Raw genomic sequence first — 24,427 nt, 5'->3', positions numbered from 1 at the left:
AGCCTCGCTTAGCGCAGCGGCGTGAGCGAGATTATCCGGAAGCCGTCACCGGCCCGCTCCAGCGTAAATGTCACCGGCTGGCCCGGTTTCACGGCGCTGAGATCGACATCGGCTGAAAAGGCAAACGGCATAGTCATGGCAGGCCACTTCAGGGCCGGGATAGGATCATGCTGGATAACCAACGCCTGCGCGTCGATCGCCCGAATCACGCCCTGCCCCTGCCACTGCGGGGTCACCGGGGAAACGTTCGTGGTCGCCTGAACGGAACAGGAAGAGAGGGTAAAGCACGCGCCAAGCAGCGCGGAAAAGAGTAAAGCACGCATGATAAAGCTCCTGTTAAACGTAATTGAAAGTAAATCAACCAATTAACAGGCGTGTTTATTCCCGGAACCGGCAAAAACGGATCGTTGCCGGTGGCCCCACGGCGGGCGGCGTGACGACGCAGGACGACGATGCAATAGCGGTGCAGTCCGGGTCATTGAGGGTAATCATCATGGCGGCAGGTAGCGCCACCAGCTGCGGATGCCCGGTGTCTTTTTGCACCTGCTCCGGCACGCAGTGTTTATCACACAGCCCCGACGGCGCAGGCGCGGCGTGATGCTGCGGCATCGCCATCATGTCCAGATGCTGAAGGGTGGCCGTCTCGCCCTGCACGTTGATGGTACAGTCGTGCGAGGCCACCGCCACCTGGCTCTGGATCAACAGCCAGCCGAAAGCGAACATCAGCATCAGCAGATGTTTTTTCAGATAGCGCAGTCGAAAGATCCAGCTGGCAGGCATAGCAGCGTCTTGAGGTTGCAAAAAGAGTCCCGAGTATAAGCAGGGATATTGCTGAGATAAAAGCCGTTTTAGATTTATTTACGTTTTGTATGGTTATTGCATTTCTCTACGCCATACAGGACCACCCCGCACACCTTCATGGCACGACAGCAGCAAAATCGGCCAGGTTACCCCTTTAGTAGTCGTTTTATTGATTTTGGTCAGCGAGGCCGGACCATTATTTCGGCACATTTTGTCACCTTAATTTCATTGCTCATTTCTCCTTTCGCTCTGGGGCGTCGGGATACAGAGGGATCCATGCTAACGTTTATCGAGCTCCTGATCGGGGTAGTTGTCATTGTCGGCGTCGCGCGCTACATCATCAAAGGCTACTCCGCCACCGGGGTGCTGTTTGTCGGCGGCCTTGTTCTGCTGATCGTCAGCGCCCTGATGGGCCATAAGGTGCTGCCGTCCAGCGCCACCAGCACTGGCTACACCGCAACCGACATCGTCGAATACATCAAAATCCTGCTGATGAGCCGCGGTGGCGATCTGGGGATGATGATCATGATGCTCTGTGGGTTTGCCGCCTACATGACCCATATCGGCGCCAACGATATGGTGGTCAAGCTGGCCTCGAAGCCGCTGAGCTATATCAACTCCCCTTACCTGCTGATGATCGCCGCCTATTTCGTCGCCTGTCTGATGTCGCTGGCCGTGTCGTCAGCAACCGGTCTGGGTGTCCTCCTGATGGCAACCCTGTTCCCGGTGATGGTCAACGTGGGGATCAGCCGCGGTGCGGCGGCGGCTATCTGTGCCTCCCCGGCGGCGATTATTCTCTCCCCGACCTCCGGTGACGTGGTGCTGGCCGCTAAAGCCGCTGAGATGCCGCTGATCGACTTCGCGTTTAAAACCACCCTGCCGATCTCCATTGCGGCCATCATCGGCATGGCGATTGCGCACTTCTTCTGGCAGCGCTACCTCGATAAAAAAGAGAACATCTCCCACGAAAGACTCGACGTCAGCGAAATCACCACCACGGCACCGTCCTTCTACGCCATCCTGCCATTTACGCCGATTGTCGGGGTGCTGATTTTCGACGGTAAATGGGGCCCGGAGCTGCACATCATCACTATTCTGGTGATCTGCATGCTGCTGGCGGCGGTGCTGGAGTTTGTTCGCGGCTTCAATACGCAAAAAGTATTTAGCGGTCTGGAAGTGGCCTATCGCGGGATGGCGGATGCCTTCGCGGGCGTGGTGATGCTGCTGGTGGCGGCCGGGGTCTTTGCCCAGGGGCTGAGCACCATCGGCTTTATCCAGAGCCTGATCTCCATCGCCACCTCGTTCGGCTCGGCGAGCATTATCCTGATGATGGTGCTGGTGGTTCTGACCATGCTGGCGGCGATGACCACCGGTTCCGGTAACGCGCCCTTCTATGCCTTCGTGGAGATGATCCCGAAACTGGCGCACTCCTCCGGGATTAACCCGGCCTACCTCACCATCCCGATGCTGCAGGCCTCCAACCTGGGCCGTACTATCTCCCCGGTCTCCGGCGTGGTCGTGGCCGTCGCCGGGATGGCAAAAATTTCACCGTTCGAAGTGGTGAAACGGACCTCAGTTCCGGTCCTCGTTGGTCTGGTGATCGTGATTATCGCCACGGAAGTGCTGGTACCGGGCACCGCTATAGGCTAAGTCGCCCTGGAGCATAAAGCGCCTGCGGGCGCTTTTTGTGCTTTAATAGCCCTCAGCAATATTTTGCTTTCAATCATCAGGAATTGACATGTTCAGAAAGGATCTCGTTTTGCCTGTCAGCGCAACCGCAGTTGTGCTGTGCGCGTTTGCGGCGCAGGCCGCCCCGCTTCAGGCAACGCAATATGCGGATTTTGATCGCTACGTGCTGGCGCTCTCATGGCAGTCCGGCTTTTGCCAGAGCCTGCATGACCGCAACCGCGCGGCGCCGGATGAGTGTCGCCTGCAAAAAGAGCGTGACGATAAAGCCACGATCCTCACCGTTCATGGCCTGTGGCCGGGCTTACCGAAATCGATCGCCGCACGCGGGGTCGACGATCGCCGCTGGATGCGTTATGGCTGCGCGACCCGCCCGATCCCCAATCTGCCGGAGGCAAAAGCCAGCCGTAAATGTGACGCCGCCGAGACCGGACTTTCGCTGACCGGTGCCGCGAAGTTGAATGAGGTGATGCCCGGTGCAGGCGGTAACTCCTGCCTGGAACGGTATGAATATGCAAAACACGGCGTCTGCTTCGGCTTCGATCCCGACGCCTATTTCGGCACTATGGTGCGGATGAATCAGGAAGTGAAGGCCAGCCCGCTGGGGCAGTTCCTGGCGGCAAACTACGGCAAAACCGTTACCCGCAGCGCCTTTGACGCCGCAGTAGCCAGAAGCTGGGGCCCAACGACGGTGAAAGCCGTCAAGCTCAGCTGCAGCGGCAACCCGGCCTATCTCACCGAGGTACAACTCACGCTGACCGCCGCCAGCATTAACGCCCCGCTGGCGACCCGCTCGTTTATGGCTCAGCCGCACCCGGGTAACTGCGGCAAGCAGTTTGTGATCGACAAGATCGGTTACTGACCGCCCGCTTTTCGGGCGTCCGGGCGGACCAGGTCAAAACGTTGATCTTCACCGATGGCGAAATACGCCGTCGGGCCACCGGCACGCAGTACCGGCTGCGCTTTCGCCGTCTGGTAGATGCCGTCATGCAGCAGGCTTTCATCGATGTGGATCCCAACCACTTCCCCCAGCACCAGCCAGGTATCGATCTCTGCTCCGTTTGCCGCCGTCAGCTGGATGCACTGCGACAGGCGGCACTCAAAGTTGACCGGACTTTGCGCGACGCGCGGCACCTTCACTACCCGGCTTTCTGCTTTGGTCAGCCCGGCACGTAAAAACTCATCCTCGCCGTGCGGCAGGCTGGCGGAGGTTTCATTCATGGCGCTGGCCAGTTCGCGGGTGGTGAGATTCCATACAAACTCCCCGGTCTCGACAATATTGCGCACGCTGTCTTTCCAGCCGGTGCTGGCAAAGCCGATGATCGGCGGATGGTAGTTAAAGCAGTTGAAGAAGCTGTACGGGGCCAGATTCGGGCGGCCTTCAGCATCGCAGGAGGCAATCCAGCCGATCGGGCGGGGTCCGACAATGGCGTTTAACGGGTCGTGCGGCAGGCCGTGTCCCTGGGAAGGTTGATAAAAGTACATAGTGCTCTCTGGATAATTCAGGAATAAAGACCGGCAGGCACGGATTACGCTTCGCTCATCCCCCTACCCCAAGGGGATCAGCGTAACGCAATCCGTAGAAAAGTAAGACTGAATTCAGTGCTACAGTCTTCGTTGTTCTGCTGTTATGGGTGTGTCACGCTACATAACCTGCGCCTTAGAAGGATAAACCAAATTGGCGAAGGATCACCTTTTTCGCCTGAATTTCATACTAACGACCCAGTTGCTGCCCGCGAATTACATCCACACCATGAATGTGACACGCATCACTTCAAACCGGGGCACAGACTCAGTATTATCAGACAGTGTTAAACCCTCGCTACCGGATGGCGAGGGTTTTCTTTTGGCATCTCTTCTGCGGCTGTCGCAGCATTAACGACATGGAGTAAATAATGTCCAGACCCACAATTATCATTAACGAACTCGATGCTGAGCGTATTGACCGCCTGCTGGAACAACCGGCCTTTGCCTCGCTGCCCGTCGCCGCTGCCCTGAATGACGAACTGGATCGCGCGCAGATGTGCGCCCCGCAGGACATGCCCGCTGACGTGGTGACCATGAACAGCCAGGTGAAATTTCGCGATCTGGCTACCGGCGAAGTACGTACCCGCACGCTGGTCTATCCGGCGAACATGACCGACAGCAGCACGCAGCTGTCAGTGCTGGCACCGGTGGGCGCCGCGTTAATCGGCCTGCGTATCGGCGATACCATTCACTGGGAACTGCCAGGCGGTATCGCCACGCATCTGGAGGTGCTGGAACTTATCTGGCAGCCTGAAGCCGCGGGCGAGTACCTGCGCTGATCCCATCTGAACAAGCGTTAACCCGCTTTGCCCAGAGGATGCCAGGGCATCCTCTTTCCGCTTCCTCCGCTATCAGATAACGCCGCCCGGCACAGGGTTGACCAGCCCGGTTACCCGCTCTTTTGCCACTTCCGCGCTTTGCGCTCCGGGTACCAGAATGATTTTCCGGCAATCTTCCTGACGTTTCTCAAAGATCTCGTAGCCGCGGGCCGCCTCTTCAAACGGCATATAGTGGGTCACGATCTCCTCCGGTGTCAGCAGCCCTTGCTCGATCAACGGCAACAGCTCCCCAAGCCAGGCGTGGACGTTGGTCTGCCCCATCTTAAAGGTGAGTCCTTTGTCGAAGGCGTCACCAAACAGGAAACCGTGGATAAAGCCGGCATAGACGCCCGGCACGCTGACAATCCCCCCGCGCCGTACCGCCGCAATACACTGCCGCAGGGCTTTACCGCTACTGCCCTCAAGCTTGAGGTTAGTCAGCACCGTTTCCGTGGTGCTCCCTTTCGCCTCAAAGCCGACCGCATCAATTACTGCGTCCACCCCGCGCTGGCCTTTGGTCTGCTCGATGATTTTTTCTGCGGCGTCGTCGTCGCGGTCAAAGTTGATCGGGATCGCGCCGTAACGCATCTCGGCGAAACGCAGCCGGTAGTCGTGGTGATCGACAATAAAAATCTGCTCAGCCCCGAGGTAGCGGGCGCAGGCAATGGTCAGGAGTCCCACCGGCCCGGCACCAAACACCGCGACGCTGCTGCCCTTAGTAATCTGGGCATTTTTGACGGCCTGCCAGGCGGTGGGCAGGATATCCGAGAGGAACAGCGCTTTATCATCTGAGAGCAGCGGCGGGACTTTGAAAGGCCCAACGTTGCCTTTTGGCACGCGGACGTACTCCGCCTGCCCGCCGGGCACGCCGCCGTAGAGGTGGCTGTAACCAAAGAGCGCAGCCGGAGGTGGGATCTGTTTTTTGTTCAGCGCCGCGCCATGCCCGTCGTTGGTTGTTTCACAGGCGGCGTACTGCTGCATGCGACAGAAAAAACAGTCGCCGCAGGCGATGACAAAGGGGATCACCACCCGATCGCCCTTAACGAGATTTTTCACCTCCCGCCCGGTCTCCACCACTTCGCCCATAAACTCATGACCGAAGATATCGCCATGTTCAACCTTAGGTATCTTCCCGCGATAGAGATGCAAATCAGAACCGCAGATCGCGGTTGCAGTGATGCGCAGAATGATATCGTCAGCTTGCTCAATGACCGGATCGGGTACTGTTTCAACCTTAACGCTGTGTGGTCCGTGATACGTCAATGCTTTCATTCGACCTCCGGATTCAGAGAAAAAATGCGGGTTTACCTTAAAAGGGTAGCCATCAGCAGGGGTATACCGGGAAATTGCACGGCTTTGGGATTATTCCTGGCTGCAAAGCGATACGGCAAAACGCTCACCATCGGGGCGATATTAAAAAGTGTCAGCGAGCTATCAGAATCTGAATATATTTTGTGTTTGAATGAATTAAGCGTAAATAAACAGGGAGAAACGGTTATGTACCAGACGATTATTATGCCGGTGGATGTTTTTGAGATGGAATTGAGCGACAAGGCGATCCGCCACGCTGAATTCCTGGCGCAGCAGGATGGCATTATTCACTTACTGCATGTTTTACCAGGCTCTTCCAGCTTTGGTTTGCATCGCTTTGCCGCCGATATGCGCCGCTTCGAGGAGCATATCCGGAACGAGGCACAAACCCGGCTGAAGACCATGGTCAGCCATTTCAGCATTGATCCGTCGCGGATCAGGACCCATGTCAGTTTTGGTAACGTACGTGACGTGGTCAACGAGATGGCCAGCGAGCTAAAAGCGGATATCGTGGTGATCGGGTCGCGTAATCCTTCGATTTCCACCCATCTGCTGGGCTCGAATGCCTCGAGCGTGATCCGCCACGCTTACGTTCCGGTGCTGGTGGTGAGATAAAAAAAAGAGGCTACCGTCAGGTAGCCTCTTTACGTTGCAGGTGTTGTCTTACGTTTTTATGCTTTGGTACGAATCAGATGATCAAAGGCGCTCAGGGACGCTTTCGCCCCTTCACCGGTAGCGATGATAATCTGTTTGTACGGTACGGTGGTGCAGTCGCCCGCCGCAAATACGCCCTTCACGCTGGTTTCACATTTAGCGTCAATGATGATCTCGCCCATGCGGTTACGCTCAATCGCGCCTTCCAGCCAGGTGGTGTTTGGCAGCAGACCAATCTGCACGAAGATCCCCGCCAGCGGCACGCTGTGCACATCGCCGCTCACGCGGTCACGGTACTCAAGACCGGTCACTTTGCTGCCGTCACCTTTCACTTCAGTGGTCTGTGCGTTCAGGATGATATCGACGTTTTTCAGGCTGCGGACTTTATCCTGCAGGACCTGATCGGCCTTCATCTCTGGTGCGAACTCCAGCAGCGTGACGTGCTCAACGATACCCGCCAGGTCGATAGCTGCTTCAACACCGGAGTTACCGCCGCCGATCACCGCCACGCGCTTGCCTTTAAACAGCGGGCCGTCGCAGTGCGGGCAGTAGGTCACCCCTTTGGTGCGATACTGGTCTTCGCCAGGCACGTTCATGTTGCGCCATTTGGCACCGGTGGCAATGATGATGCTGCGTGCTTTCAGCACCGCGCCGGATGCGGTTTCAATCTCATGGAAGCCGCCTTCCTGCGCCGCAGGCACCAGTTTGCTGGCACTCTGGCTGTCAATCACATCCACTTCATAGTCGTTGACGTGCGCTTTCAGGGCGCCAGCCAGTTTCTGACCTTCGGTTTTCGGCACGGAGATATAGTTTTCGATATCCACGGTATCCAGCACCTGGCCGCCAAAACGTTCGCCCATCAGACCGGTACGAATGCCTTTACGCGCGGAGTACACCGCAGCCGCAGCACCCGCCGGGCCGGAGCCGACGATCAGTACATCGTAAGCGTCGCGCTTGTTCAGCTCTTCCGCTGCGCGTTTTTCCGCGCCGGTATCTACTTTGGCGACGATCTCAGTCAGCGTCATACGACCCTGACCAAACTCTTTCCCGTTCACAAATACCGCCGGAACGCCCATCACGTTGCGATCGGTGATTTCGTTCTGGAACACGCCGCCATCAATCGCGGTGTGTTTGATGCGCGGGTTCAGCACGGCCATCAGGTTCAGGGCCTGCACCACGTCCGGGCAGTTGTGGCATGAGAGCGAGTAGTAAGTTTCAAACTCAAAATCACCGTCGAGGTCGCGGATCTGCTCCAGCAGCGCCTGGGCCTCTTTCGACGGATGACCACCGGTCCACAGCAGCGCCAGGACCAGAGAGGTAAATTCGTGTCCCAGCGGGGAACCGGCAAAGCGCGGGCCCTGGGTAGAGCCTGGGTTGGTGATCAGGAAGGACGGCTTGCGCACCGGCAGGCTGTTATCTTCTTTAAAGGTCACTTTCGCAGACAGTTCGGCAATTTCAGCCAGCAGTTCCTTGATTTCTGCCGATTTAGCGCTGTCATCCAGCGTGGCAATCAGCTCAACAGGCCTGGTCAGTTTCTCAAGGTAGGCCTTGAGCTGGGTTTTCATGTTGGTGTCGAGCATTATTCATCTCCTGCTTAAAAAACATCATCATGCAAGCGGCCTTATCCGGGCTGCCTGAATGCAACTTGCATCATGGTGTTGGAATGAAATGGGCGCAGATGCGCCCATTGATTGCCCGGGCAAGCGTAGCGCCGCCGGGCGTTGCAGACTTAGATTTTGCCAACCAGGTCCAGGGATGGAGCCAGAGTCGCGTCGCCTTCTTTCCATTTCGCCGGGCACACTTCGCCTGGGTGAGAAGCAACATACTGAGCCGCTTTGATTTTGCGCAGCAGGTCGGATGCGTCACGGCCAATACCTTCAGCGGTAACTTCGATGGCCTGGATGATGCCCTGCGGGTCAACGATAAAGGTGCCGCGGTCGGCCAGACCTTCGTCTTCACGCATGTTTTCAAAGTTACGGGTCAGGGCGCCAGTCGGGTCACCGATCATCGCGTATTTGATTTTAGCGATGGTTTCAGAGCTGCTGTGCCACGCTTTGTGGGTGAAGTGGGTGTCGGTAGAGACAGAGTAAACGTCTACGCCCAGCTTCTGCAGTTCGTCGTAGTGATCTGCAACGTCACCCAGTTCGGTCGGGCAGACGAAAGTAAAGTCAGCCGGGTAGAAGAAGAACACGCTCCAGCGGCCTTCGGTATCTTTCTCGGTGATCTCTACGAAGTCGCCGTTTTTGAACGCCTGGTTTTTGAAAGGTTTGATTTTGGTATTAATTAAAGACATCTGTACTTCCTCCGTGTTTTCGTTGAGAGCTAAGGTAACCAACTTTGCCGTTTCGGGCTAATGCGTTTGCCGTATCAAATCAATCAGCAATACCTAACAACCCGTGCAGAGGCCACAAAGTAAAAAGGCCGCCTGACGGCGGCCCTGATACCTGAGCTACCCGAAGGTAACATCAGTGCCAGCCGAAGCTGGCGATGCGTTGCGCTCTACATTACCTTTAGCAAGGTCGTAACAGCGAAGGGATTACATCATCCTGCCAACGAAAGGGCAATTGGCTAACGGGGTGATAATCCCTATGACTGTGATAGGTTTTACCGAACCTTCGCTTTAATAAATAGATAACAAACATGAATTATGCCCGCTGCTGGGCATACCCGATAACAGCCCACCAGACAGGATGATGGGCCCGGGTTAATACAGGAGTAGCGGCATGAATTCAACATAGCCGTCCGACTTTTGTGGATAAAATTATTTAAACAATAGCGTCGCTTTTATTTTATTAATCTGTAGCCATGATATATTAAGCTGGAATTTAAAATTAGTTAAGTTAGCCAATCAAATGGATGGAGAATGGCTAACTAACTTCTATAGTTATCGTGTATAAGATTACGGTAACAGCACAGCTAATCAGGATGAATCATGGCTAATCTCTACGATCTGAAAAAATTTGATTTAAACTTGCTGGTCATATTTGAATGCATCTATCAGCACCTGAGTATCAGCAAGGCCGCTGAGACCCTGTTTATTACCCCTTCAGCCGTAAGCCAGTCGCTGCAGCGTTTACGCAACCAGTTGAACGACCCGCTGTTTATCCGCTCCGGTAAAGGCATTACCCCCACCACCGTAGGCGCCAACCTGCATAAGCACCTGGAAGAGAACCTGAATCAGCTTGAGCAGACGATTAACATCATGCATGGTTCGTCGCTGGAGAAGAATATCATCATCTACTCCCCACAGGTGCTGACGCCAGATCGTCTGTTCACGCCAATGAAGATGCTGATACGGGAACACAATTACGAGATCGAATATCATGATTTGCTGCTCTCCAAGGATACGGCGGAAGATTTGCTGGCCTATCGTAAAGCCGATCTCATCTTTTCATTTTTCCCTATTAATAACCGCTCGATTATCTGTACCCATTTTTTGACCTTGCCCATTTCCATCGTGTGTCGACAGGATCATCCGCGCATCGATGACAGTGCCACAATGGAGCAGTTGAAGGCAGAGAAATTCACCTATTTTATCGCTAATGAACCCGGCATCAGTCACTTCCGCACCGAGACAGAAAAGCACTTACCTGACAGAAAAATCGGTTTTCGCAGTGACTCCTTTTTCTCGCTTATCAATATGATCAGCTCTTCTAATTTGCTGGGTTATGTTCCAGAACTAGCCTATCAACAGTATCGTGACACCTTGAAACTGAAAAAGGTGAAAACGCCCTTTGAATTGCCTCCAGTAAACATTTATATGATGTATAACCGTGCGGCATTAACCAGCAAAATATTCTCCAGCTTTATTGAAAAGATCAGCACGGAAGGGTTTGAATATGACTGATACTAAAAATTATATTTCCGATTTATTATTAGCATCAACAAAATACACCGGAGTTATTTTATTATTCCGGTGTATTTAATATAACAGGCTAATGATTCAGAGCGAGTTCAGCCGTTCCGCCGCCGCCAGTAACGTCGCTTCCTGCTTGGCAAAGCAGAGTCGAATCAGCCTGTGCGGGAACGGATCGGCGCAGAAGACCGATAACGGGATCGCCGCCACCCCCACCTCTTTGGTTAACCACTGGCAAAAACTGACGTCATCTAGATCGGAGATGGCGCTGTAGTCTGCCAGCAGGAAATAGGTCCCTTCGCAGGGTAAAATCTCCAGCCGACTTGCACTTAAGGCATTAATAAACAGATCCCGGCGGGCGCGATAGAAGTCCGGCAGTTCCCGGTAATGTTCCGGCTGGTGGCGCAGCATATCGGCAATCGCCAGCTGTGCCGGGGTGTTGACCGCAAAGGTCAGGAACTGATGCACCTTGCGCAGCTCGGCGCTGATGGCCGCCGGAGCCACACAGTACCCCACCTTCCAGCCGGTCATGTGGAAGGTTTTCCCAAATGATGAGACAGCAATCGCCCGCTCACGCAACTGCGGATGGGCCAGCACGCTGGCATGCCCTGCGTCGGCAAAGCAGATGTGCTCATACACTTCATCGCTCAGGACATAAATTTCACGCTCGGCAATGGCCTGCCAGAGGGCGGCGAAATCCGCCTGTTGCCACACCGTCGCCGACGGATTATGGGGCGTATTCAGGATCACCAGCCGGGTTTTATCGCTCAGCAGCGCCGCGAAGGCCTGCCAGTCCGGACGAAAGTGCGGCGGCTGGAGCGCCACGCGCTTGACCACGCCGCCAGATAATTCAATCGCCGGGGCATAGCTGTCGTAGCTCGGGTCAAAGCAGATCACCTCGTCGCCGGTACGCACCAGGGCGGTAATGGCCGCGTACAGGGCTTCGGTGGCCCCGGCGGTCACGGTGATCTCCGTGTTCGCATCGGGTTGATAGCCGTACAGTTCGGCGGTTTTATCGGCGATCGCCTCACGCAGCGGCTGCGCTCCGGTCATCGGCGCATACTGGTTGGCACCGTTCGCCACATGGTAAGCCAGCCGTTGTTGCAGATAGTCCGGGCCATCGAAATCGGGAAAACCCTGCGACAGGTTGATCGCCTTATGCTGCTGCGCCAGGGCGCTCATCTGAGTGAAGATCGTGGTGCCGAGACCGGGAAGTTTACTCTCTGGAATCAATGGGTTATTGCGCATGTCGACGGGCCTGTATGTAATACATATGTTGCTGCCACTATAACACGATGTTAGTATTTGGCAATCAAGACGCTTAGACGTCTAAACCATAATGATATTCCTGCCGAAGAGGTAAGAAGGATGACAGACAACCTGCAACTCACATCCCTGGTCGACGCCTGCCACTGGATCGGCGCAAAGGGCTGGGCCCCGGCCACCGGCGGCAACATGTCCGTGCGGCAGGACGCCAGCTGGTGCTGGCTCAGCGAATCCGGTAAAGATAAAGGCAGCCTGACCCCCGATGACTTCCTGCAGGTTGAGATTGCCACCAACCGCGCCCCCTCCGGGCGAAAACCCTCGGCGGAAACCGGGCTGCATACTCTGGTCTATCGCCTCTTCCCGGAAGCCAACGCGGTGCTGCATGTCCATACGGTGAATGCCACGGTGCTGTCACGACTGGTTAAAGAGCCTGAGCTGCACCTCAGCGGCTTTGAGATGCAGAAATCCCTCCGCGGCCAGACCAGCCATCTCGATACCCTGCCTATTGCCGTGTTCGATAATGACCAGGACATCGACGCGCTGGCCTCCCGAATCGCTCATTACGCTCAGGAGTGCCCGCTGAATTATGGTTTTCTTCTGCGCGGTCATGGCTTAACCTGCTGGGGACGCGACGTGGCAGAAGCCCGGCGTCACCTTGAAGGCCTCGAATTCCTGTTCGAGTGCGAGATGCGTTTACGACAACTGGAGAGAGTATGATTCGCGCGATTGTGACGGATATTGAAGGCACCACCAGCGATATTCGTTTTGTCCATAATGTCCTGTTCCCCTATGCGCGCGAGCGGCTGGCGGCCTTTGTCAGCGCCCAGCAGTATGCCGAACCGGTCAACACCATTCTGGATAATCTGCGCGAAGAGATTGCTCAGCCGCAGGCCAGCACCAGCGACCTAATCGCCACCCTGTTCACCTTTATGGACGAAGATCGCAAATCGACGGCGCTGAAAGCGCTGCAGGGGATCATCTGGCAGGATGGCTATGTCAACGGCGACTTCACCGGCCACCTCTACCCGGACGTGCTGCCTGCACTGGAAAAATGGAAGTCGCAGGGCATTGATCTCTATGTTTATTCCTCCGGCTCCGTGGCAGCGCAAAAACTGTTATTTGGCTACAGCGACGAAGGTGATATTACTCATCTGTTCAGCGGCTATTTTGATACCCATATCGGCGCCAAGCGTGACGTCCAGTCTTACCAGAATATTGCGGCACAGATTGGCGCAGCCCCTTCGCAGATCCTGTTCCTGTCGGATATTCATCAGGAGCTGGACGCCGCAGAACAGGCGGGTTTCCGCACCCTGCAGCTGATTCGCGGGGATGAGGACGGCGCCAGCCATCATCATCAGGTGCACCAGTTCGACGACATCAATCCGGAGCAGATCCCTTCATGAGCGCATTGACCATTTTTTCCGATAAAGAAGCCAGTGAGCCGCAGTGGCACAGCACCGACCCTGAGGCGATCCAGCAGCAGCTGAATGCCCGTGGCGTCCGCTTTGAGCGCTGGGAAGCCGACCGGGATTTAGGCCACGATCCGGCTCCCGACGCCGTGATTAATGCCTATCAGCATGCCATCGACAGGCTGGTGGCAGAGAAAGGCTACCAGAGCTGGGACGTGATCAGCCTGCGGGCGGATAACCCGCAAAAAGAGGCCCTGCGCGCGAAGTTTCTAAATGAACACACCCATGGCGAAGATGAAGTGCGTTTCTTTGTCGAAGGTGCCGGGCTGTTCTGCCTGCACATTGATGACCAGGTCTGTCAGGTGCTGTGCGAGAAAAACGACCTGATTTCAGTCCCCGCCGGCACACCGCACTGGTTTGATATGGGCTCTGAGCCGAACTTTACCGCCATTCGTATTTTCGATAACCCCGAAGGCTGGGTGGCGCAGTTTACGGGTGATGCCATTGCGGATAGCTATCCAAGATTGCCTTGAGGCTTTTCCCCTCACCCTAACCCTCTCCCCATAGGGGAGAGGGAACTGCACGGAGCCGTCTTTTCTCCCTCGCCCCTATGGGGAGAGGGCCGGGGTGAGGGGCTCAGACCGCACTATTATCAAAAATCCCGCGTTCTACATCCTCCGGCAACACCACCCCACTATCCAGCACCCAGCCGCTAATCAGCGCCGCGGGCGTGACGTCGAACGCCGGGTTATAGACCTGGGCGTTTTCCGGCGCCCACTGCACCGCGCCGAAGCTCCCTGCCACGCCGGTCACCTCCCGGGCATCGCGCTGCTCAATCGGGATCGCCTCCCCGTTCGGACACGCTGGATCGAGGGTGGTTTGCGGGGCCGCCACGTAAAACGGAATGCCGTGGAATTTCGCCAGCACCGCCAGGGAATAGGTGCCGATTTTGTTCGCCACGTCGCCATTGGCGGCAATCCTGTCTGCCCCGACCCACACCGCGTCCACCTGCCCTTTGGCCATCAGGCTGGCGGCCATCGAATCGGTGATAAGTTGATACGGCACGCCCAGCTCGCCCAGCTCCCAGGCGGTTAATCTGCCGCCCTGCAACAGCGGACGGGTTTCATCCACCCAGACGTTACTGACGTTGCCCTGCTGATGCGCGAGGGCTATCACCCCCAGCGCGGTGCCGACGCCCGCCGTCGCCAGCCCGCCGGTGTTGCAGTGGGTCAGCAGGCGACTGCCCGGCTTCACAAGCTGACTTCCCGCCTGCGCAATGGCATCGCAGAGCCGCTTGTCTTCATCAATCAGACGCAGCGCCTCCGCCACCAGCGCCGGGACAAAATCCTCCTGCCACAATACCTGCTTCATGCGGTCGAGATTGTTCATCAGATTCACCGCCGTCGGACGCGAGGCGCGCAACGTTTCCAGCGCGGTTGCCAGCTGGTCCCGGCTGAGGCCGTTCTCCGCCAGCAGCGCCAGCAGCAGGCTGGCAGAGAGACCAATCAGCGGCGCACCGCGCACGCGCAGGGCGTGAATATGCCCCACCAGCGCCTCTACCGTCGAGGCATCCAGCCAGCGTTTCTCCTGCGGAAGCGCCTGTTGATCGAGAATAAATAACTGATTGTCCGCCACTCGCAGGCTGGTCGTCTGTAATCTCTGCATGTCGTTAATTCTCTGTTGCGTTGTTGTAGCACATTGTGTCAGGATAAAATTCAGATGTATAGACGTCTAAATGTCTTTATTACCGGAACAGATGAGGAACTGGCAATGTCGCAATACCGTACCTTTACCGCTCAGGACGCCGTGGCTTATGCCCAACAGTTTGGCGGCCTCGAAGACCCCTCGTCACTGGTGGAGGCGCAGGAGGTAGGCGACGGCAACCTCAATCTGGTGTTTAAAATTTTCGACCACGCAGGCGTGAGCCGCATCGTGGTTAAGCAGGCCCTGCCCTACGTGCGCTGCGTGGGTGAATCCTGGCCGCTGACGCTGGACCGTGCCCGCCTCGAAGCGCAAACCCTGGTGGAACACTATCAGCACAGCCCGCAGCACACGGTGAAAATCCATCACTTCGACCCGGACCTGGCGGTGATGGTGATGGAAGATCTCTCCAGCCATAAGATCTGGCGCGGCGAGCTGATCAACAATGTGTTTTATCCTCAGGCGGCACGCCAGCTGGGGGAATACCTGGCTCACACCCTGTTCCATACCAGCGATTTTTACCTCCATCCGCACGCCAAAAAAGCGCAGGTAGCCCAGTTCATCAACCCGGAGATGTGTGAGATCACCGAAGACCTGTTCTTCAACGATCCGTACCAGATCCACGAGCGCAATAACTACCCGGCGGCGCTGGAAAACGACGTCGCCGCTCTGCGCAACGACCATCAGTTGAAGATTGCCGTCGCTTCCCTGAAGCACCGCTTCTTTTCCCAGGCCGAAGCACTGCTGCACGGCGACATCCATAGCGGCTCAATTTTTGTCGCCGACGGCAGCCTGAAAGCCATTGACGCGGAGTTCGGTTATTTCGGCCCGATTGGGTTTGATGTGGGTACGGCCATCGGCAATCTGCTGCTGAACTTCTGCGGCCTGCCGGGCCACCTCGGCATTCGCGACGCGGCAGCCGGGCGTGAACAGCGTCTGATCGATATTCAGCAGCTGTGGACCACTTTCGCGGAACGTTTCCAGGCCCTGGCTACGGAGAAATCCCGCGATGCGGCACTGTGCGTGCCGGGCTATGCCAGCGAGTTCCTGAAAAAGGTATGGCATGACGCGATTGGCTTCTGCGGCACCGAACTGATCCGCCGCAGCGTGGGCCTGTCGCACGTGGCGGATATCGATACCATTCGCGATGAAGAGATGCGCCATGAATGCCTGCGCCACGCCATCACCCTCGGTAGAGCGTTGATTGTGATTGCCGACCGAATCGACAGCGTGGATGAGCTGGTGGCGCGGGTGCGTCAGTACAGTTGAGTGCGGCCTGTTGCCCTCACCCCAACCCTCTCCCACAGGGAGAGGGAGAAAACCGCACTCACCCCAGATACTCAATCACCGACAACCCGCCGTTGTAATCCGTGCTGTAGATAATCCCCTCTGCATCGACAAACACATCGCAGGACTGGATCACCCGCGGACGCCCTGGCCGGGTGTCCATCATCTTTTCCGGTGCGGCAGGTACCAGCGCCCCGGTCTCCACCGGACGATACGGGTCCGAAATGTCGTATGCGCGCACGCCCGCATTCTGGTACGTGGCAAAAATCAGCGTTGAGCTGACAAAGCTGCCGGGACGATTTTCATGCAGGTTGTGCGGCCCGAAGTGCGCCCCTTTGGCCACGTAATCCCGCTCTTTTGGTTGCGGGAAGGTGGCGATACTGACCGGGTTCGACGGCTCGCGAATATCAAACAGCCAGATCAGCTTTTCGCCATCCTCCTGATTGTCGAGCACCGCTTCGTCCAGCACCACCAAAAGGTCGCGATCCGGCAGCGGTAGCGCGGTATGGGTGCCGCCGCCAAACGGCGGGCTCCAGTTGCGGTGGCTGATCAATTTCGGCTGGCTGCGATCCTTCACATCCAGCAGCGTCAGGCCGCCGTCGCGCCAGCTGCCGTAGGCGGTATCCCCGGCGATAATGGCATGATGCAGGGCATAGCGCTTGCCCTCCGGCCAGTCCGGTTTTTCGCCTGCCGCCTGGTTCATCCCCGGCAGCCACCAGCGCCCGGCGACTTCCGGCTTGCGCGGATCCGCCAGATCGATGGTCAAAAAGATGTAATCGGTAAAGCCGTCGATCAGCGCCGAGACATAGGCCCAGCGCCCGCCCACATACCAGATGCGGTGAATACCGATACCACTCAGCGAGAGAAAACCGATCTCCCGCGGCTTATCGGGGGTGGAAATATCAAACACGCGCAGCCCGGCGCTCCAGCCTCTGTCCTTCACGTCGCTGACCGTCTCCCCCACCTGGCGGGTGTAGTAGACCTTTTCGTCAGCAAAGCGGGCATCGGCGAACAGATCCCGGGCGTTGATTACCAGCAGCAGGTCGTCGTGCGCCTGCAGGTGCACGTTCCAGGTACCCGGCGGCGCAGGCACATAGCCTGCGGCCTTCGGGTTCTTCGGATCGCGCACGTCAACGATCGAGAAGCCCTGCGACACCATATGGCCGATGTAGGCAAAGCCGCGATGGACCATCAGCTGCACGCCGTCCGGGCGACCGCCCTGATCGCTGTGGCCGATTAAGCGCATATTGCGGCTGTATTCGGGGGTGGGTAAGGCAGACACGTTAGCTCCTGTTGCCCGGTGGCGTTGGTTTTCACCCTCTCCCTGTGGGAGAGGGCCGGGGTGAGGGCATCAGGCCGCACCCGATGCCACCCGGCAATGTTATTTTGCCTTCGCTTCTAAAGTAGCAAACCACGGGGCGATAAAGTCTTCGGTCTGGCCCCAGCCCGGAATGATTTTTCCTAATGACGCCACGTTCACCGCGCCCGGCTGGGCCGACAGCAGCGCCTGCGGAATAGCCGCCGCTTTAAAGTCATAGGTCGCTGGCGTCGCTTCGCCGGCAATCTTGTTGGCGATCAGACGCACGTTGGTGGCGCCAATCAGCTTCGGATCCACCGCCACGCTCACCACCCACGGGCTGCCCGCTTCACGCATCAGCTGCAGATCCTGGTTGGAGATGTCGATGCTGTAGAGTTTGATCTCGGTACGGCCGTTCTCTTTCAGGGCCTTATAAGCACCCTGGCTGAAGGCATCCCAGGTGCCCCAGATGGCGTCGATCTTGCCTTTCGGGTATTTCGCCAGCACCGCGCCCACCTTGTTGGCGGTGTCACCCTGCACGTCAGAAGACACTGCGCCAATGGACTCCAGCTCTTTGATGCCCGGGTTCTGCTTCAGCAGTTCCTGATAGGCGGTCTGACGACGCTCCATCGGCGGGAAGCCGGCCACCCACAGTTTGATGATGTTGGCCTGGCCGTTGAAATCTTTCACCAGCTGGCCGAAGGAGAGGTTGGTCAGGGAGGCATCATCCTGCTGGGTCACGGTCACGCCCGGGATCTCCCCGTTTACCGCGGTATCGAATACCGCCACCTTGATCCCGGCATCAACCGCCTTTTTCACCAGCGCGGTGGAGTACGGATCGCGCCCCTGGGAGAGGATAATCCCGTCATATTTCTGGGTGATCGCCTGGTTAACGAAGTCCTGGAATTTAGCGTCGTCGCCGTTGCTTAAAAAGGTGCTGACCTTAAAGCCGAGCTTTTTCCCTTCCTGGATGGCACCGGCCACAAACTGGGTGGTGTTGTCGTCAGAGCCGAGGTTACGGATCACCGCGATGCGGATCTGCCCGTCGTGGTTGGCGATGGCTGCCGGCACCGGCGCAGGGGTCGCCGCATAGCCCGGCAGTGAACTCAGTAATCCCAGGGTCAGCAAAGAGAGTGCAATTTTTTTCATTTTTATTCCCGTCGTGTTGTTAACGTTTTTGTACGTAGGTGATGGCCAGCGCAATCGCCAGCACCAGCCCTTTTATAATGTCCATGGCGTAATACGGCACCGAGAGCATCACCAGCCCGTTGGAGAGCACCCCGAGGATCACCGCCCCCACCAGGGTGCCCAGCGCGTTTGGCTTGCCGGAACCGGCGAGCGAAAACCCGATCCATGCCGCCGCCACCGCATCCATCAGATAGCCGCCGCCCGCATTCACCTGTGAGGAGCCGATGCGCGAGGCCAGCAGAATGCCGCCGAGGCCCGCCAGCAGAGAAGCAATCACGTAGGCCGCCACCTTGTAGCGGGTGGTGCGAATGCCGGACAGCCGCGCCGCCTCCGGGTTGCCGCCAATGGCGTACATGCGGCGTCCGTGAGTGGTCAGGGACAGCCCCAGCTGCGCCAGCAGGGTAACCGCCAGCATGATTATGACGATGGTCGGCACCTGCCCCAGCGCGCCAAACGCCGCCGGAATAGTCCCTTCCGCCATGTCGCCGCTCGGCAGCACCATGTTTTCGGTGATCGACCCGCCGTAGCTGTAGGTCATCGCCACGCCCTGGATCACAAACAGGCTGGCCAGCGTCGCGAGCATGTCGGGAATGCGCAGGATGACGATTAAAAAGGCGTTAAACAGCCCCACCAGGGTACAGAGCGCGAGGGTGATCAGAATGGATTCGGTAGTGCCGAAGCCGTGCCAGACAAACAGCGAGATCACCAGCGCATTGGCCAGCGAGGCGGTGGACCCCACCGACAGGTCAAACCCGCCTATGGTCAGCGAGATGGAGACGCCGATGGCAATCACCGTCACGATGGCGATGGAGCGCAGAATGTTGATGATGTTGTTCGGATCGAGGAAATTCTCTGACGCCACGCCGAAAATGGCCACCAGCGCGACCACCGTCAGCAACATGCCCCATTTGTAGAGAAAATCGAAAATTTGCTGACGGCCAGACGCCGCCGCCGTCACTGAAAGGGCCTTGCTCACGACGCCGTTCCTCCGGTTGAATAATAAAGTAATGTCTCTTCGCGGGCGGTTGCCCCTTCGAGTTCCGCCACGATGCGCCCGTCCCACAGCACGCAGATGCGGTCGCACAGGCCCACCAGCTCGGCGAATTCCCCCGAGGCATAAATCACCCCTTTGCCTTCCCGCGCCAGGCCGTCAATCAGCTGGAACAGATCGGTTTTGGCCTTCACGTCCACCCCTTTAGTGGGCTCGTCGAAGATCAGCACCTGGGCGTTGCCGCGCAGCCATTTGCCGATCGCCACCTTCTGCTGGTTGCCGCCCGACAGACGGCGCAGCACCTGCCCCGGTCCGCGGGTGCGCACGCCCACCCGGGCGATCACCTCTTCCGCCCAGCGCCACGCCTGACGATGGCCGAACAGGCTCCAGCGCGAGAAGCTGTTATCCGCTGACACCGACAGGTTCATGCTCACCGGCTCATCGATAAAAATACCCTCTTTGCGTCGCTCTTCGGGCACCAGCGCCAGCCCGCGCAGGACGGAGTCCGCCGGGTCGCGCGGTTTCCACGCTTTTTGATTCAGTTCACCGCGCGCCACGCGGCTTTTGCTGGCGCCAAACAGCGCCTTGCAGAGCTCGGTTTTTCCGGCGCCCGCCAGCCCGGCAATGCCGAGAATTTCGCCCTTGCGCAGGTGCAGGGAGATATCCTTCAGCAGCCCTTCGTCATGTAATCCTTCCACGCGCAGCAAGGTTTCGCCGCTGTGTGGAGGTCGCGCAGGCGGGTAGATATCACTCAGCTGATGGCCCAGCATCTTCTCGACGATCGCTTCTCCGCTGAGATCCGCCATCGGGCCGGACTCAATCAGCTTCCCGTCCCGCAGCACCGTTAAGGTGTCGCAGATGGCCTTCAGCTCGTGAATGCGGTGAGAGATAAACACCACCCCGATCCCCTGCTGCTGCAGGCGTCGCACCACGGCGAACAGCCGCTCGCTCTCGTGGGCGTCCAGCGGGGCGGTGGGTTCATCCAGAATTAAAAAGCGGCAATGATGGGACAGCGCCCGGGCCAGCAAAATTTGCTGCTTTTCCGCCAGGGTGCAGCCGTCGATGGAACGCCGCACGTCAAGGGTGACGTCCAGCTGCGCCAGCGCCTGTCGGGCCTGCTCGCGCAGTTTCCCCCAGTGGAAGCGGTGTCCCGGCTGCGCCAGATGATCGAGCATGATGTTTTCCGCAATGCTCAGGCCGGGGATCAGCGCCACGTCCACCTCCTGCTGCACCAGATGGATACCCAGCTGTTTAGCATCCACCGGCTCGCGAAGGGTGACGAGCTGGTTATTGATGCTGATTTCGCCTTCATAGCGCGCGTGCGTACCGCACAGGACCGCCATCAGGGTGGATTTCCCGGCGCCGTTCGCGCCCGTTAGCGCGTGTACCGATCCGCCCGTCAGGGTGAAATCGACGCGCGACAACGCCTGAAAGCCAGAAAAAGCCAGGCTGATGCCGCGCATCTCGAGGCGACTGGTTGACATTCGCTGCGATCCCTTATCATTAATCTTTTGATTTATGGAATTTTTCACAGCCGGGACTGGCTGGCAACGAAGGAAAAAGCATAAGATAAAGCAAAATAGTATTAGCCATCTGGATGTCTAGCCATAACATCGGGTTAGCGCTTCATAAAAAGGACACCATCATGAGCAACACTGATATCCGCGTCGTACCTGGCCCGGCCAACTACTACTCTCACCGCGGAGCCCTTGCCCACCTGGACGCCTTTTTCACCCCGGAACAGCTCTCCCGGGCGGTATGGATCTACGGTGAACGCGCCCTTGCCGGGGCGAAACCCTTCCTGCCGGAGAGCTTCCATACCGAGGGAGCCAGACATCTGCTGTTTAAAGGCCACTGCAGCGAGCACGATGTAAATCAACTGGTGCAGGAGGCGGGCGATAACCGCAGCGTGGTGATTGGCGTCGGCGGCGGCGCGCTGCTGGATACTGTCAAAGCGGTGGCCCGCCGTCTGGGCCTGCCGGTAGTTGCCATTCCCACCATCGCCGCCACCTGCGCCGCCTGGACCCCGCTGTCGGTGTGGTACAACGATGCCGGTCAGGCGCTGCACTTCGAGATTTTTGACGATGCTAACTTCCTGGTGCTGGTCGAGCCGGAGATTATCCTCAATGCCCCTGCGGAGTACCTGCTGGCGGGGATCGGCGATACCCTGGCGAAATGGTATGAAGCGGTGGTGCTGGCCCCGCAGCCCGAGCTGCTGCCGCTGACGGTCAGGCTCGGCATTAACGGCGCGCTGGCGATCCGCGACGTGCTGCTGGAACAGAGCGAGCAGGCGCTGGCGGACCAGACCCGCCGCGAGGTCACCCGGGAGTTTCATGACGTGGTGGACGCCATTATCGCCGGCGGTGGCATGGTGGGCGGGCTGGGAGAACGCTACACCCGCGTGGCGGCGGCGCATGCGGTGCATAACGGCCTGACGGTGCTGCCGCAGACCGCGCAGTTCCTCCACGGCACCAAAGTGGCGTACGGCATTCTGGTGCAGAGCGCCCTGCTCGGCCAGGACGAGGTGCTGCGCGAGCTGATTGCGGCGTACCAGCGCTTTAATCTGCCGACCACCCTGCGCGCGCTGGAGGTGGACATCCACAACCGCGACGAGCTGGATCGGGTGATCGCCCATACCCTGCGCCCGGTGGAGTCGATCCATGCCCTGCCGATTACCCTGACGCCAGCGATCCTGCGCGCCGCGTTTGAGAAAGTGGAAAACCTCAGCCACCCGGCGCATTGACGCCGGACACGCGCCTTCTATACCTAATGAGGGTTCTCATCACTCTTGAGTTGAGGTCATCATGCAGATCGATTTAACAGGTAAGAAGGCGCTGGTTACCGGTGCCAGTCGGGGTTTAGGTCGCGCCATTGCGCTCTCGCTGGCGAAGGCGGGTGCCGATGTGGTTATCACCTACGAGAAATCCGCCGATAAAGCCCAGGCCGTTGCCGATGAAATTACGGCGCTGGGGCGCCTCAGCGAGGCGATTCAGGCTGACAGCGCCAGCGCAGAGGCTATTCAGAATGCCGTCACCCATGCGGCGCGCACCCTGGGTGGGCTGGATATTCTGGTGAATAACGCCGGGATTGCGCGCGGCGGCCCGCTGGAGTCCATGACCCTGGCGGATATTGACGCCCTGATTAACGTCAATATTCGCGGCGTGGTGATCGCCATCCAGGCCGCGCTGGGGCATATGTCCGACGGCGGACGGATCATCAACATCGGCAGCTGTCTGGCCAACCGCGTCGCCCAGCCGGGTATCGCGGTCTATTCGATGACCAAATCGGCGCTCAACTCCCTGACCCGCGGCCTGGCGCGCGACCTCGGCCCGCGCGGCATTACCGTCAACCTGGTCCACCCCGGCCCTACCAACAGTGATATGAACCCGGAAGATGGTGAGCAGGCCGCATCCCAGCGTCAGCTTATTGCCACCGGGCATTACGGTCAGCCGGAAGATATCGCCGCCGCGGTCACCTTCCTCGCCAGCCCCGCCGCCGGGCAGATCTCCGGCACCGGGCTGGACGTGGATGGCGGCCTGAACGCCTGACGCCTGCTCGCAAAGGTTATGCATGCCTCTGTCGCCCGGCAGAGGTATTTTCGACCCGCCTCGACGATCCGCTTCTTGCCGCTTTCTCCGCGCCAGCCCCCGACCTACAGTACCTCATAAGACATTCGGAATTTATCTAACAGTCTTATTATTTCCTTATATTTTGTGTGGGCGTACAGTGGAGGTACGGATGAAGATTGTGTGGTCAAGAACCGCTAAGCGCGATCTGGCAAAGATAGATAAACGCTACCAGATGCGAATTGAAGAGAAAATGGCGGCAATCAACGACAGAAATGCGCCGCGTCCTGATATTAAAAAACTCGATATGGGTGAGGATTATTATCGCTTACGGACTGGAGATTACCGGGTGATCTTCATTTTCCAGGGAGAGTCGCGGGATGTTTGCTACATCGTAGCCGTCAAGCGAAGAACGTCCACCACTTATCTGCATGAGGAGAACACTCTCTATGGCTGTACAAATGATCAATGATGACGAAGGTAAGCCGCAATATGTCGTTATTCCTTACGACGAGTACTTCCGTATGCAACTGCAACTGGCGGAATATGATGATGAAAATGAAGAAGAATGGGAGAAAATTGATAGCGAAACCGACATCTATGATCATGTTGGTTTACCCGAAGATGTCTGCCGCATTATGACTTATGAACAAGTCAGCCTGCAGGCCGCCTGGCGCATCCTGCGCGGCTTATCGCAACAGGAGGTGGCCGACAAACTGGGCATCAGCCAGTCCGCCGTGTCACAACTGGAAGCCGTTGACTCTCGTCCGCAAAAACGCACCCGTGAAAAACTGGCGGCTATTTACGGCTGCAAGCAGGAGCAGATCAGCCTGTACCTGCCGAAAGAGGGTTAACAGCACTTCGCTCCGCCTTTGGCGCCGTAGCGGGCGTCCTGGCGATCGCGGAAAAACGCTTCATAGGTCATTGGGGTCTGGTCGGGATGGTTGATGCGCATATGCTCAACGTAGTTGTCATAGTCCGGCACGCCGATCATCATTTTTGCGGCCTGGCCTAAGTACTTACCTGCTTTGGATAGGGTGTCGAACATATCGCTCATCTCACTGGAAAT

General features: G+C 57.6%; 26 protein-coding genes. 13 read left to right on the top strand and 13 right to left on the bottom strand.

The annotated features are described in order from the left end of the window. Positions 1–8: 8 nt before the first annotated feature. A complete protein-coding gene (locus SOM40_RS05960) occupies positions 9–323 on the bottom strand; it encodes a copper-binding protein (protein ID WP_106992317.1) in 315 nt (104 codons plus the stop codon). Between the two features lie 55 nt (positions 324–378). Further along, positions 379–780 carry a hypothetical protein gene (locus SOM40_RS05955; protein ID WP_320530758.1) on the bottom strand — a complete coding sequence of 134 codons (402 nt, stop codon included), beginning with the start codon at positions 778–780 and terminating at the stop codon, positions 379–381. A 297-nt stretch (positions 781–1,077) separates the two neighbouring features. Between SOM40_RS05955 and dcuC the strand changes: the two genes are divergently transcribed. Together dcuC and rna are read left to right on the top strand one after the other, a co-directional pair. Continuing rightward, on the top strand, positions 1,078–2,451 hold the full coding sequence (dcuC, locus tag SOM40_RS05950) for an anaerobic C4-dicarboxylate transporter DcuC (protein ID WP_320530759.1): 1,374 nt from the start codon (positions 1,078–1,080) through the stop codon (positions 2,449–2,451). An 88-nt stretch (positions 2,452–2,539) separates the two neighbouring features. Continuing rightward, positions 2,540–3,349 (top strand): ribonuclease I, encoded by an 810-nt coding sequence (gene rna, locus SOM40_RS05945; RefSeq protein ID WP_106992314.1) that lies wholly within the window; start codon positions 2,540–2,542, stop codon positions 3,347–3,349. On the opposite strand, the gene SOM40_RS05940 is transcribed toward rna, so the two are convergent. Beyond that, entirely contained in the window at positions 3,343–3,972 is a 630-nt protein-coding gene (locus SOM40_RS05940) for a flavin reductase family protein (protein WP_166181845.1), read from the bottom strand. The two genes, rna and SOM40_RS05940, sit on opposite strands and share 7 nt — an antisense overlap. 410 nt (positions 3,973–4,382) lie before the next feature. Between SOM40_RS05940 and rnk the strand changes: the two genes are divergently transcribed. Then, positions 4,383–4,793 carry a nucleoside diphosphate kinase regulator gene (gene rnk, locus SOM40_RS05935; protein WP_106992312.1) on the top strand — a complete coding sequence of 137 codons (411 nt, stop codon included), beginning with the start codon at positions 4,383–4,385 and terminating at the stop codon, positions 4,791–4,793. 72 nt (positions 4,794–4,865) lie between these two features. On the opposite strand, the gene SOM40_RS05930 is transcribed toward rnk, so the two are convergent. After that, positions 4,866–6,104: a zinc-dependent alcohol dehydrogenase gene (locus tag SOM40_RS05930; RefSeq protein ID WP_225759305.1), complete on the bottom strand. Its 1,239-nt coding sequence runs from the start codon at positions 6,102–6,104 to the stop codon at positions 4,866–4,868. Between the two features lie 225 nt (positions 6,105–6,329). Between SOM40_RS05930 and uspG the strand changes: the two genes are divergently transcribed. After that, positions 6,330–6,758: a universal stress protein UspG gene (uspG, locus tag SOM40_RS05925; protein WP_262671820.1), complete on the top strand. Its 429-nt coding sequence runs from the start codon at positions 6,330–6,332 to the stop codon at positions 6,756–6,758. 56 nt (positions 6,759–6,814) lie between these two features. On the opposite strand, the gene ahpF is transcribed toward uspG, so the two are convergent. Together ahpF and ahpC are read right to left on the bottom strand one after the other, a co-directional pair. Further along, positions 6,815–8,377, bottom strand: coding sequence for an alkyl hydroperoxide reductase subunit F (gene ahpF / locus SOM40_RS05920; RefSeq protein WP_106992309.1), 1,563 nt, complete (start codon positions 8,375–8,377; stop codon positions 6,815–6,817). Between the two features lie 149 nt (positions 8,378–8,526). Then, on the bottom strand, positions 8,527–9,090 hold the full coding sequence (gene ahpC / locus SOM40_RS05915) for an alkyl hydroperoxide reductase subunit C (RefSeq protein WP_106992308.1): 564 nt from the start codon (positions 9,088–9,090) through the stop codon (positions 8,527–8,529). Between the two features lie 639 nt (positions 9,091–9,729). On the opposite strand from ahpC, the gene citR reads away from it, so the two are divergent. Next, positions 9,730–10,644: a DNA-binding transcriptional repressor CitR gene (gene citR, locus SOM40_RS05910; RefSeq protein WP_320530760.1), complete on the top strand. Its 915-nt coding sequence runs from the start codon at positions 9,730–9,732 to the stop codon at positions 10,642–10,644. Between the two features lie 96 nt (positions 10,645–10,740). Here the strand turns inward: citR and SOM40_RS05905 are convergent, their stop codons facing one another. Continuing rightward, a complete protein-coding gene (locus SOM40_RS05905; RefSeq protein WP_320530761.1) occupies positions 10,741–11,901 on the bottom strand; it encodes a pyridoxal phosphate-dependent aminotransferase in 1,161 nt (386 codons plus the stop codon). A gap of 120 nt (positions 11,902–12,021) precedes the next feature. Here SOM40_RS05905 and SOM40_RS05900 point away from each other — a divergent pair, with 120 nt between their 5' ends. Genes SOM40_RS05900 through SOM40_RS05890 form a run of 3 tightly spaced genes read left to right on the top strand, consistent with a single transcriptional unit; the run spans position 12,022 to position 13,861 of the window. Then, entirely contained in the window at positions 12,022–12,636 is a 615-nt protein-coding gene (locus SOM40_RS05900) for a methylthioribulose 1-phosphate dehydratase (protein ID WP_320530762.1), read from the top strand. Further along, positions 12,633–13,322: an acireductone synthase gene (gene mtnC / locus SOM40_RS05895; RefSeq protein ID WP_225759309.1), complete on the top strand. Its 690-nt coding sequence runs from the start codon at positions 12,633–12,635 to the stop codon at positions 13,320–13,322. Before SOM40_RS05900 ends, mtnC begins: the two co-directional genes overlap by 4 nt. Next, the gene (locus tag SOM40_RS05890; RefSeq protein ID WP_106992303.1) at positions 13,319–13,861 is read left to right on the top strand and encodes a 1,2-dihydroxy-3-keto-5-methylthiopentene dioxygenase; all 543 of its coding nucleotides are present in this window, start codon (positions 13,319–13,321) and stop codon (positions 13,859–13,861) included. The genes mtnC and SOM40_RS05890 overlap by 4 nt, the downstream gene beginning before the upstream one ends. Before the next feature lie 103 nt (positions 13,862–13,964). Here the strand turns inward: SOM40_RS05890 and mtnA are convergent, their stop codons facing one another. Next, a complete protein-coding gene (mtnA, locus tag SOM40_RS05885) occupies positions 13,965–14,993 on the bottom strand; it encodes an S-methyl-5-thioribose-1-phosphate isomerase (protein ID WP_320530763.1) in 1,029 nt (342 codons plus the stop codon). Positions 14,994–15,098: 105 nt separating this feature from the next. On the opposite strand from mtnA, the gene mtnK reads away from it, so the two are divergent. Next, positions 15,099–16,298, top strand: a complete 1,200-nt coding sequence (gene mtnK / locus SOM40_RS05880) for an S-methyl-5-thioribose kinase (RefSeq protein ID WP_312080136.1) — start codon at positions 15,099–15,101, stop codon at positions 16,296–16,298. 58 nt (positions 16,299–16,356) lie between these two features. Here the strand turns inward: mtnK and SOM40_RS05875 are convergent, their stop codons facing one another. The 4 genes from SOM40_RS05875 to SOM40_RS05860 form a co-directional block, all read right to left on the bottom strand. Further along, complete coding sequence (locus SOM40_RS05875) at positions 16,357–17,598, bottom strand: LVIVD repeat-containing protein (protein WP_320530764.1); 1,242 nt, start codon at positions 17,596–17,598, stop codon at positions 16,357–16,359. Positions 17,599–17,697: 99 nt separating this feature from the next. Then, the gene (locus SOM40_RS05870) at positions 17,698–18,762 is read right to left on the bottom strand and encodes a sugar ABC transporter substrate-binding protein (protein ID WP_106992299.1); all 1,065 of its coding nucleotides are present in this window, start codon (positions 18,760–18,762) and stop codon (positions 17,698–17,700) included. Between the two features lie 19 nt (positions 18,763–18,781). Beyond that, positions 18,782–19,777 carry an ABC transporter permease gene (locus SOM40_RS05865; RefSeq protein WP_032616998.1) on the bottom strand — a complete coding sequence of 332 codons (996 nt, stop codon included), beginning with the start codon at positions 19,775–19,777 and terminating at the stop codon, positions 18,782–18,784. After that, positions 19,774–21,276 carry a sugar ABC transporter ATP-binding protein gene (locus SOM40_RS05860; protein WP_320530765.1) on the bottom strand — a complete coding sequence of 501 codons (1,503 nt, stop codon included), beginning with the start codon at positions 21,274–21,276 and terminating at the stop codon, positions 19,774–19,776. Before SOM40_RS05860 ends, SOM40_RS05865 begins: the two co-directional genes overlap by 4 nt. 161 nt (positions 21,277–21,437) lie before the next feature. On the opposite strand from SOM40_RS05860, the gene SOM40_RS05855 reads away from it, so the two are divergent. From SOM40_RS05855 to SOM40_RS05840, 4 genes are all read left to right on the top strand, one after another. Further along, a complete protein-coding gene (locus SOM40_RS05855) occupies positions 21,438–22,535 on the top strand; it encodes an oxidoreductase (protein ID WP_320530766.1) in 1,098 nt (365 codons plus the stop codon). 61 nt (positions 22,536–22,596) lie between these two features. Beyond that, positions 22,597–23,340, top strand: coding sequence for an SDR family NAD(P)-dependent oxidoreductase (locus SOM40_RS05850; RefSeq protein ID WP_312188227.1), 744 nt, complete (start codon positions 22,597–22,599; stop codon positions 23,338–23,340). 190 nt (positions 23,341–23,530) lie between these two features. Next, entirely contained in the window at positions 23,531–23,830 is a 300-nt protein-coding gene (locus tag SOM40_RS05845; RefSeq protein ID WP_312080111.1) for a type II toxin-antitoxin system RelE family toxin, read from the top strand. Continuing rightward, a complete protein-coding gene (locus SOM40_RS05840) occupies positions 23,808–24,212 on the top strand; it encodes a helix-turn-helix domain-containing protein (protein ID WP_312080112.1) in 405 nt (134 codons plus the stop codon). The genes SOM40_RS05845 and SOM40_RS05840 overlap by 23 nt, the downstream gene beginning before the upstream one ends. Here SOM40_RS05840 and SOM40_RS05835 read toward each other — a convergent pair. Next, the gene (locus tag SOM40_RS05835) at positions 24,209–24,406 is read right to left on the bottom strand and encodes a YbdD/YjiX family protein (protein ID WP_106992801.1); all 198 of its coding nucleotides are present in this window, start codon (positions 24,404–24,406) and stop codon (positions 24,209–24,211) included. The two genes, SOM40_RS05840 and SOM40_RS05835, sit on opposite strands and share 4 nt — an antisense overlap. Positions 24,407–24,427 lie beyond the last annotated feature (21 nt).

The sequence above is a fragment of the Leclercia sp. CFBP8987 genome, assembly GCF_034044995.2.
In the GTDB taxonomy this organism is placed as follows: Bacteria; Pseudomonadota; Gammaproteobacteria; order Enterobacterales; family Enterobacteriaceae; genus Enterobacter; species Enterobacter tamurae.
This window is presented reverse-complemented; position numbering and strand designations above follow the sequence as displayed.